We start from the raw sequence: 7,992 nt of genomic DNA on the forward strand, positions 1-7,992 counted from the left end.
GACCGCCGCAGTGCGCTGCGGCGTTGCATAACTGCAACCGGACTGAAAAGAATGTAGGGGTGAGCGTGGCTTGCCCTCAAGATTAACCTCCGACAGGAGAGCTAAGGTGAAAGACTTACTTAAGTTTCTGAAGCAACAAAATAAGACCGAAGAATTCGATGCAATTCGCATTGGTCTTGCTTCGCCAGACATGGTGCGTTCATGGTCTTACGGTGAAGTAAAGAAACCTGAGACAATCAACTACCGTACTTTCAAGCCTGAGCGTGATGGCTTATTCTGTGCCCGTATCTTCGGCCCAGTAAAAGATTACGAGTGTTTGTGTGGTAAATACAAGCGCTTGAAGCACCGTGGTGTTATCTGTGAAAAGTGTGGCGTTGAAGTAACGCTAACAAAAGTACGTCGTGACCGTATGGGTCACATCGAGCTGGCTAGTCCAGTTGCGCATATTTGGTTCTTGAAATCACTTCCGTCACGTATCGGCCTAATGCTAGACATGACGCTTCGTGATATCGAGCGCGTACTTTATTTCGAATCATTCGTGGTTACTGAGCCTGGTATGACTACGCTTGAGCGCGGTCAGCTACTAGGTGAAGAAGAATACCTAGATGCACTTGAAGAGCACGGTGATGAGTTCGAAGCGAAGATGGGTGCAGAAGCTGTACTTGATTTACTTCGTGACCTAGACCTTGGTCAGTTAATCGCTGAAATGCGTGAAGAGTTGCCAACAATCAACTCTGAAACTAAGCGTAAGAAAATCACTAAGCGCCTTAAACTAATGGAAGCGTTCCACCAATCAGGTAACAACCCTGAGTGGATGGTAATGAGCGTGCTACCGGTTCTTCCACCAGATCTACGTCCACTAGTACCACTAGACGGCGGTCGCTTTGCGACTTCAGATCTGAACGACCTTTACCGTCGTGTGATCAACCGTAACAACCGTTTGAAGCGTCTTCTAGACCTAGCTGCACCAGACATCATCGTACGTAACGAAAAGCGTATGCTTCAAGAAGCGGTTGATGCGCTACTTGATAATGGTCGTCGTGGCCGTGCAATTACAGGTTCTAACAAGCGTCCACTGAAGTCGCTTGCTGACATGATCAAAGGTAAGCAAGGTCGTTTCCGTCAAAACCTTCTAGGTAAGCGTGTTGACTACTCAGGCCGTTCTGTTATCACCGTTGGTCCTACGCTGAAACTACATCAGTGTGGTCTACCTAAGAAGATGGCACTTGAGCTATTCAAGCCATTTATCTACGGTAAACTAGAGCGCCGTGGTATGGCGACAACCATCAAAGCTGCGAAGAAGATGGTTGAGCGTGAAGTACCAGAGGTTTGGGACGTACTAGACGAAGTTATCCGTGAGCACCCGGTTTTACTTAACCGTGCGCCAACACTTCACCGTCTAGGTATCCAAGCATTCGAACCTGTACTTATCGAAGGTAAAGCGATTCACCTACACCCGCTAGTGTGTGCGGCGTATAACGCTGACTTCGATGGTGACCAAATGGCTGTTCACGTACCACTGACGCTTGAAGCGCAGTTGGAAGCGCGTGCATTGATGATGTCTACCAACAACATCCTAGCACCAGCTAACGGTGAACCAATCATCGTTCCTTCACAGGACGTTGTACTAGGTCTTTACTACATGACTCGCGATCGTATCAACGGTAAAGGTGAAGGTTTAGTATTTAAAGATGCTAAAGAAGCTGAAAAAGCATACCGTGTAGGTGCTGCTGAGCTTCACGCTCGTGTTAAAGTGCGTATCACAGAAGTGACTATCGACGAAGAAACACGTGAGCGCGGCACGTTAACTCACCTAGTAGATACGACAGTAGGTCGTGCAATCCTTTCATTGAATATCCCTGAAGGCTTGCCGTTTGAACTGATCAACAAACCACTGGGTAAGAAACAAATTTCTGGTCTTCTTAACGAGTGTTACCGTCGTCTAGGTCTTAAAGATACAGTTATCTTTGCTGACCAAGTGATGTATACCGGTTTCCACTACGCGATGAAGTCAGGTGTTTCTATCGGTATCAATGACATGGTAATCCCACCAACTAAAGGTGAGATCATCGATCGTGCGGAAGCTGAAGTTGCAGAAATCAACCAACAGTTCCAATCAGGTCTTGTAACTGCCGGTGAGAAATACAACAAAGTTATCGATATCTGGTCACGTGTAAACGAAAACCTTTCTCGCGAGATGATGGCTAACCTTTCAAAAGAAACGGTTATCAACGCTGAAGGTAACGAAGAAGAGCAACCGTCATTTAACTCTGTGTTTATGATGGCAGACTCAGGCGCTCGTGGTAGTGCTGCTCAGATCCGTCAGCTAGCGGGTATGCGTGGTCTAATGGCACGTCCAGATGGTTCAATCATCGAAACGCCAATTACAGCGAACTTCCGTGAAGGTCTAAACGTACTACAGTACTTTATCTCGACGCACGGTGCGCGTAAGGGTCTAGCGGATACGGCACTTAAGACAGCAAACTCGGGTTACCTAACTCGTCGTCTAGTAGACGTAGCACAAGATTTGGTTATCAATGAATCAGACTGTGGTACCGAAGAAGGTCTAGTAATGAAGCCGCTAATTGAAGGTGGTGACGTTGTAGAGCCGCTTCGTGAGCGCGTATTAGGTCGTGTTGTTGCTGAAGATGTATGTAAGCCAGGTACCACTGAAGTACTTGTTGCACGTAACGTAATGATTGACGAAAAACTGTGTGACCTTCTAGAAGAGCACTCAGTAGACGAAGTTAAAGTACGTTCTGTAATCACCTGCCAAAACGACTTTGGTGTGTGTGCACACTGTTATGGTCGTGACTTGGCACGTGGCCACATCATCAACCCTGGTGAAGCAGTTGGTGTAATCGCGGCACAGTCAATCGGTGAGCCGGGTACACAGCTTACGATGCGTACATTCCACATCGGTGGTGCGGCATCACGAGCTTCTGCAGAGAACAGTGTTCAAGTTAAGAACAATGGTAATCTGAAACTTCACAATGCGAAGTTTGTAATCAATGCTGATGGCAAAATCGTTATCACATCTCGTTCAACTGAGATCACGATAATCGATGAGCACGGCCGTGAGAAAGAGCGTTATAAAGTTCCTTACGGTGCAGTATTAACTGTACAAGATGGTGCTGACGTTAAAGGTAACGACATTGTTGCTACTTGGGACCCGCATAGCCACCCAATCATCATTGAACATGAGTCAAAAGTATCGTTCAGTGATATCGATGATTCAAACACTGAAGCACAGACTGATGAATTAACTGGTCTAACACGTGTGGTTGTTAAGGATCTTGCGAAAGTAAACGCGAAAGAGCCTAAACTAATCATTGAGAACGAAGAACGTGGTCTTCAAGAGATCCGTCTACCTTCATTCACAACGATTGAAATCACAGATGGTGCAACAGTACTACCTGGTTCGGTATTGGCTCGTATTCCACAAGAAGGTTCGAAGACTCGTGACATCACGGGTGGTCTACCTCGAGTTGCTGACCTATTCGAAGCGCGTAAGCCAAAAGATCCTGCAATTCTTGCAGAAATCACAGGTACCGTTAGCTTCGGTAAAGAGACTAAAGGTAAGAAACGTCTTGTGATCACACCGGAAGAGGGTGATGCATACGAAGAGATGATCCCGAAATGGCGTCAGCTTAACGTGTTCGAAGGTGAGCAAGTGGCTAAAGGTGAAGTAATCGCCGATGGTCCAGAGTCTCCGCACGACATCCTACGTCTACGTGGTGTTACTGATGTATCTAACTACATCACTAACGAAGTACAAGAAGTATACCGTCTACAGGGCGTAAAGATTAACGATAAGCACATTGAGACTATCGTTCGTCAGATGCTTCGTAAGTGTATCATCCTTGATGGTGGTGACAGTGAATTCCTAGTAGGCGAGCAAGCTGAAGTTGCACGTGTAAACATCGCTAACCGTGAACTAGAAATGCAAGGTAAGATCCCAGCTAAGTTTGAAATCCAACTAATGGGTATTACTAAAGCGTCACTTGCGACTGAATCGTTTATTTCTGCGGCATCGTTCCAGGAAACAACACGTGTTCTAACCGAAGCTGCGGTTAACGGTAAGAGCGATGAGCTACGTGGTCTGAAAGAAAACGTAATCGTGGGTCGTTTGATCCCAGCGGGTACAGGTTTCGCATACCATGAAGAGCGCATCAACCGTCGTAAGCAAGGTGAAGCAGCTGTTGAAGAGCAAACAGTAAGTGCTGAAGAGGCGACTCAAGCGCTAACAGATGCACTAAACGCTGATTTACTAGGTGGCAACGAGTAATCCTCGCCATTTAGCGAATTAATTGAAAAACCGCTGTGTGAATACAGCGGTTTTTTTATGCCTTTTTAACTCGCTGGTCGAATTGCCATCAAAGCGTCACATCAATATGTATACTGCAACAAAGGTTTTTCAATGCAATCGCTAACTTTTGTTAACTTTCAATAGCTTCGCAGACAAAACCATCCGAATTGCATGCATTTACTTAGCGCTGATGACGACTTTTGGTTGACAGGTTAAACTTTGGTCATTAAAATTCGGCCACCCATTTTAGTCGTTCAAGAAAATTGGATTTGACCTAAATGGTAAGATTTTATTTTTCAGTAGTAATTTATTAATTCAGGAGCTATTTAATGGCAACTATTAACCAGCTAGTGCGTAAGCCACGTCGTAGCAAGGTTACAAAGAGCAACTCTGCTGCTCTTAAAGCTTGTCCACAAAAGCGTGGTGTATGTACTCGTGTATATACAACAACACCTAAGAAACCAAACTCTGCATTACGTAAAGTAGCGCGTGTACGTTTAACTAACGGTTTCGAAGTAACTTCATACATTGGTGGTGAAGGTCACAACCTACAAGAGCACAGTGTAATCCTAATCCGTGGTGGTCGTGTTAAAGACTTACCAGGTGTGCGTTTCCACACTGTTCGTGGTGCACTTGACTGTGCAGGCGTAAACGACCGTAGACAGGCTCGTTCTAAGTACGGTGCAAAACGTCCTAAGGGCTAATGGTTCTCCGTTAGTAAGGCCAAGCACTTAAGTTTTAAATTTTTATATATTGTTTTGGGAATCCGTGTTTAGCACGGACCTGAAGATACCGGAGAAAGAAAATGCCTAGAAGACGCGTAATAGGTCAACGTAAAATTCTTCCAGATCCGAAGTTCGGATCAGAGCTTCTTGCTAAATTCGTTAACGTAGTAATGCTTGACGGCAAGAAATCTACTGCTGAAAAAATCGTATATGGTGCGCTAGACGTGGCTGCTGAAAAATCAGGCAAGTCGCACCTAGAAATCTTTGAATCTGCACTTGATAACGTTCGCCCACAGGTAGAGGTTAAATCTCGCCGTGTTGGTGGTTCAACGTACCAAGTACCAGTTGAAGTACGTCCAGTGCGTCGTAACGCACTAGGTATGCGTTGGTTGGTTGAAGCTGCACGTAAGCGTGGCGAAAAATCAATGGGTCTTCGTCTTGCTCAAGAGATGATCGACGCTGCTGAAAACAAAGGCACTGCGGTTAAGAAACGTGAAGACGTTCACCGTATGGCTGAAGCGAACAAAGCATTCGCTCACTACCGTTGGTAATCTGCTAACACCCTTTAAGAGGATATTATGGCACGGACAACTCCGATTGAGCGCTACCGTAACATTGGTATATGTGCTCACGTAGATGCGGGTAAAACAACTACGACCGAGCGCGTACTTTTCTATACTGGTCTTTCTCATAAGATTGGTGAGGTACATGACGGTGCCGCAACTATGGACTGGATGGAGCAGGAGCAAGAGCGTGGTATCACGATCACTTCTGCTGCAACGACGTGTTTCTGGAAAGGGATGGATGCTCAGTTTGATGAGCATCGTGTAAACATCATCGATACTCCAGGACACGTAGATTTTACTATCGAAGTAGAGCGTTCATTGCGCGTACTTGATGGTGCTGTTGTTGTGTTATGTGCTTCATCAGGTGTGCAACCGCAAACTGAGACCGTTTGGCGTCAGGCAAATAAATACGAAGTACCACGTATGATTTTCGTCAATAAGATGGATCGTACGGGTGCTAATTTCTTGTCTGTTGTTGAACAAGTTAAAAAACGTCTCGGTGCTACACCTGTGCCTATTCAGCTACCAATTGGTGCTGAAGATGAATTTAAAGGTGTTATTGACCTTATCAAGATGAAAGCGATTAACTGGAATGAAGAAGACCAGGGGATGACTTTCAACTATGAAGAGGTCCCTGCAGATCTTCTTGAGCTTGCTGAAGAATGGCGTTCTCATCTAATTGAGAGCGCTGCAGAAGCTTCTGAAGAGCTAATGGAAAAATATCTTGAAGATGGTGAGTTGAGCGAAGAAGAGATTAAATCAGCCCTTCGCCAACGCACATTGGCCAATGAAATTGTGCCAATGACGACAGGTAGTGCATTCAAGAACAAAGGTGTTCAGGCTGTGCTTGACGCTGTGATTGAATTCATGCCTTCGCCTACTGAAGTAAAAGCTATCCAAGGTGTCTTAGAAGACGAAACCGAAGATACGCGTGAAGCTGACGATGATGCACCGTTTGCGGCGCTTGCATTTAAGATCGCAACCGATCCATTCGTTGGCACACTTACTTTCTTCCGAGTTTACTCTGGTAAAGTTAGCCAAGGTGATTCGGTACTAAATCCTGTTAAAGGTAAAAAAGAGCGTTTTGGACGTATTGTTCAAATGCACTCTAACTCGCGTGAAGAGATTAAAGAAGTTCATGCGGGTGACATCGCGGCTGCTATCGGCCTAAAAGATGTAACTACTGGTGATACACTTTGTGCTCAAGATGCCCCAATTACGTTAGAACGTATGGAGTTCCCTGAGCCTGTAATCTCAGTCGCAGTAGAACCTAAAACAGTAGCTGACCAAGAAAAAATGGGCGTTGCGCTTGGTAAACTTGCAGCAGAAGATCCTTCATTCCGTGTAGAAACGGACGAAGAATCTGGTCAGACGATTATCTCTGGTATGGGTGAACTTCACTTAGATATCATTGTCGATCGTATGAAGCGTGAGTTTAACGTTGTGTGTAACGTTGGTAAGCCTCAGGTTGCATACCGCGAAACTATCCGAGCTTCTGTTGAAGCTGAAGGTAAGTTTGTGCGTCAATCTGGTGGTCGTGGTCAATATGGTCACGTTTGGTTGAAGCTAGAACCAATGGATGTCTCTGATGATGATGCGCCAATATACGAATTCGTTAACGAAATCGTAGGTGGTACAGTACCAAAAGAGTATATCCCAGCGGTTGATAAAGGTATTCAAGAGCAGATGAAGCAAGGTGTTCTTGCCGGTTATCCGCTATTGGGTGTTAAAGCTACCCTGTTTGATGGCTCGTTCCACGATGTTGACTCAAACGAGATGGCGTTTAAGATCGCAGGTTCGATGGGCTTTAGAAAGGGCGCGCTAGAAGCAAGTCCGGTTCTACTTGAGCCTGTCATGAAAGTAGAAGTAATCACCCCTGAAGAAAACATGGGTGATGTAGTAGGCGACTTAAATCGTCGTCGTGGCATAATTGAAGGCATGGAAGAAGCATTTGGTGGCTCGAAGCAAATTAATGCTCAGGTCCCGCTTTCTGAAATGTTTGGTTATGCAACAGACTTACGCTCCGCTACACAAGGGCGCGCATCGTACTCTATGGAATTCCTAAAGTATGCTGAAGCGGCTAAAAACGTAGCTGATGCAATAATTGCAGCTCGCGCTGTTAAGTAATTTTAGTTCGGTCCGGTCTTAGGGCTGGACTTTAATTTCTTTATAGGAAATTTGAAAATGGCAAAAGAAAAGTTTGAACGCGTAAAACCGCACGTAAACGTTGGTACTATCGGCCACGTTGACCACGGTAAAACTACACTAACTGCAGCAATCACTAACGTACTTGCAAAAGTATACGGTGGTACAGCAAAAGACTTCGCATCAATCGATAACGCTCCAGAAGAGCGTGAGCGTGGTATCACAATCTCAACTTCACACGTTGAGT

5 protein-coding genes are annotated in these 7,992 nt (G+C 45.4%); all 5 read left to right on the forward strand.

Translation table 11 applies throughout. The annotated features are described in order from the left end of the window. Positions 1 to 106 precede the first annotated feature (106 nt). Positions 107 to 4,288, forward strand: a complete 4,182-nt coding sequence (gene rpoC / locus NH462_RS15375; protein ID WP_253106446.1) for a DNA-directed RNA polymerase subunit beta' — start codon at positions 107 to 109, stop codon at positions 4,286 to 4,288. A gap of 350 nt (positions 4,289 to 4,638) precedes the next feature. Continuing rightward, positions 4,639 to 5,013, forward strand: coding sequence for a 30S ribosomal protein S12 (gene rpsL / locus NH462_RS15380; RefSeq protein WP_010367657.1), 375 nt, complete (start codon positions 4,639 to 4,641; stop codon positions 5,011 to 5,013). 101 nt (positions 5,014 to 5,114) lie between these two features. Beyond that, positions 5,115 to 5,585 (forward strand): 30S ribosomal protein S7, encoded by a 471-nt coding sequence (gene rpsG / locus NH462_RS15385; RefSeq protein WP_010376219.1) that lies wholly within the window; start codon positions 5,115 to 5,117, stop codon positions 5,583 to 5,585. Between the two features lie 27 nt (positions 5,586 to 5,612). Continuing rightward, on the forward strand, positions 5,613 to 7,727 hold the full coding sequence (gene fusA, locus NH462_RS15390; protein ID WP_045962194.1) for an elongation factor G: 2,115 nt from the start codon (positions 5,613 to 5,615) through the stop codon (positions 7,725 to 7,727). Positions 7,728 to 7,784: 57 nt separating this feature from the next. Beyond that, the coding region (locus tag NH462_RS15395; protein WP_239360500.1) for a GTP-binding protein at positions 7,785 to 7,992 on the forward strand (208 nt) is incomplete at its 3' end.

Source organism: Pseudoalteromonas sp. OANN1, assembly GCF_024124685.1.
GTDB classification, from domain to species: domain Bacteria; phylum Pseudomonadota; class Gammaproteobacteria; order Enterobacterales; family Alteromonadaceae; genus Pseudoalteromonas; species Pseudoalteromonas piscicida.

What these genes read in the sequence shown, in the direction of transcription:
- rpsL (WP_010367657.1), top strand. Translation starts at nt 4,639, where the DNA reads ATGGCAACTATTAACCAGCTAGTGCGTAAGCCACGTCGTAGCAAGGTT.
- fusA (WP_045962194.1), top strand. Translation starts at nt 5,613, where the DNA reads ATGGCACGGACAACTCCGATTGAGCGCTACCGTAACATTGGTATATGT.
- rpsG (WP_010376219.1), top strand. Translation starts at nt 5,115, where the DNA reads ATGCCTAGAAGACGCGTAATAGGTCAACGTAAAATTCTTCCAGATCCG.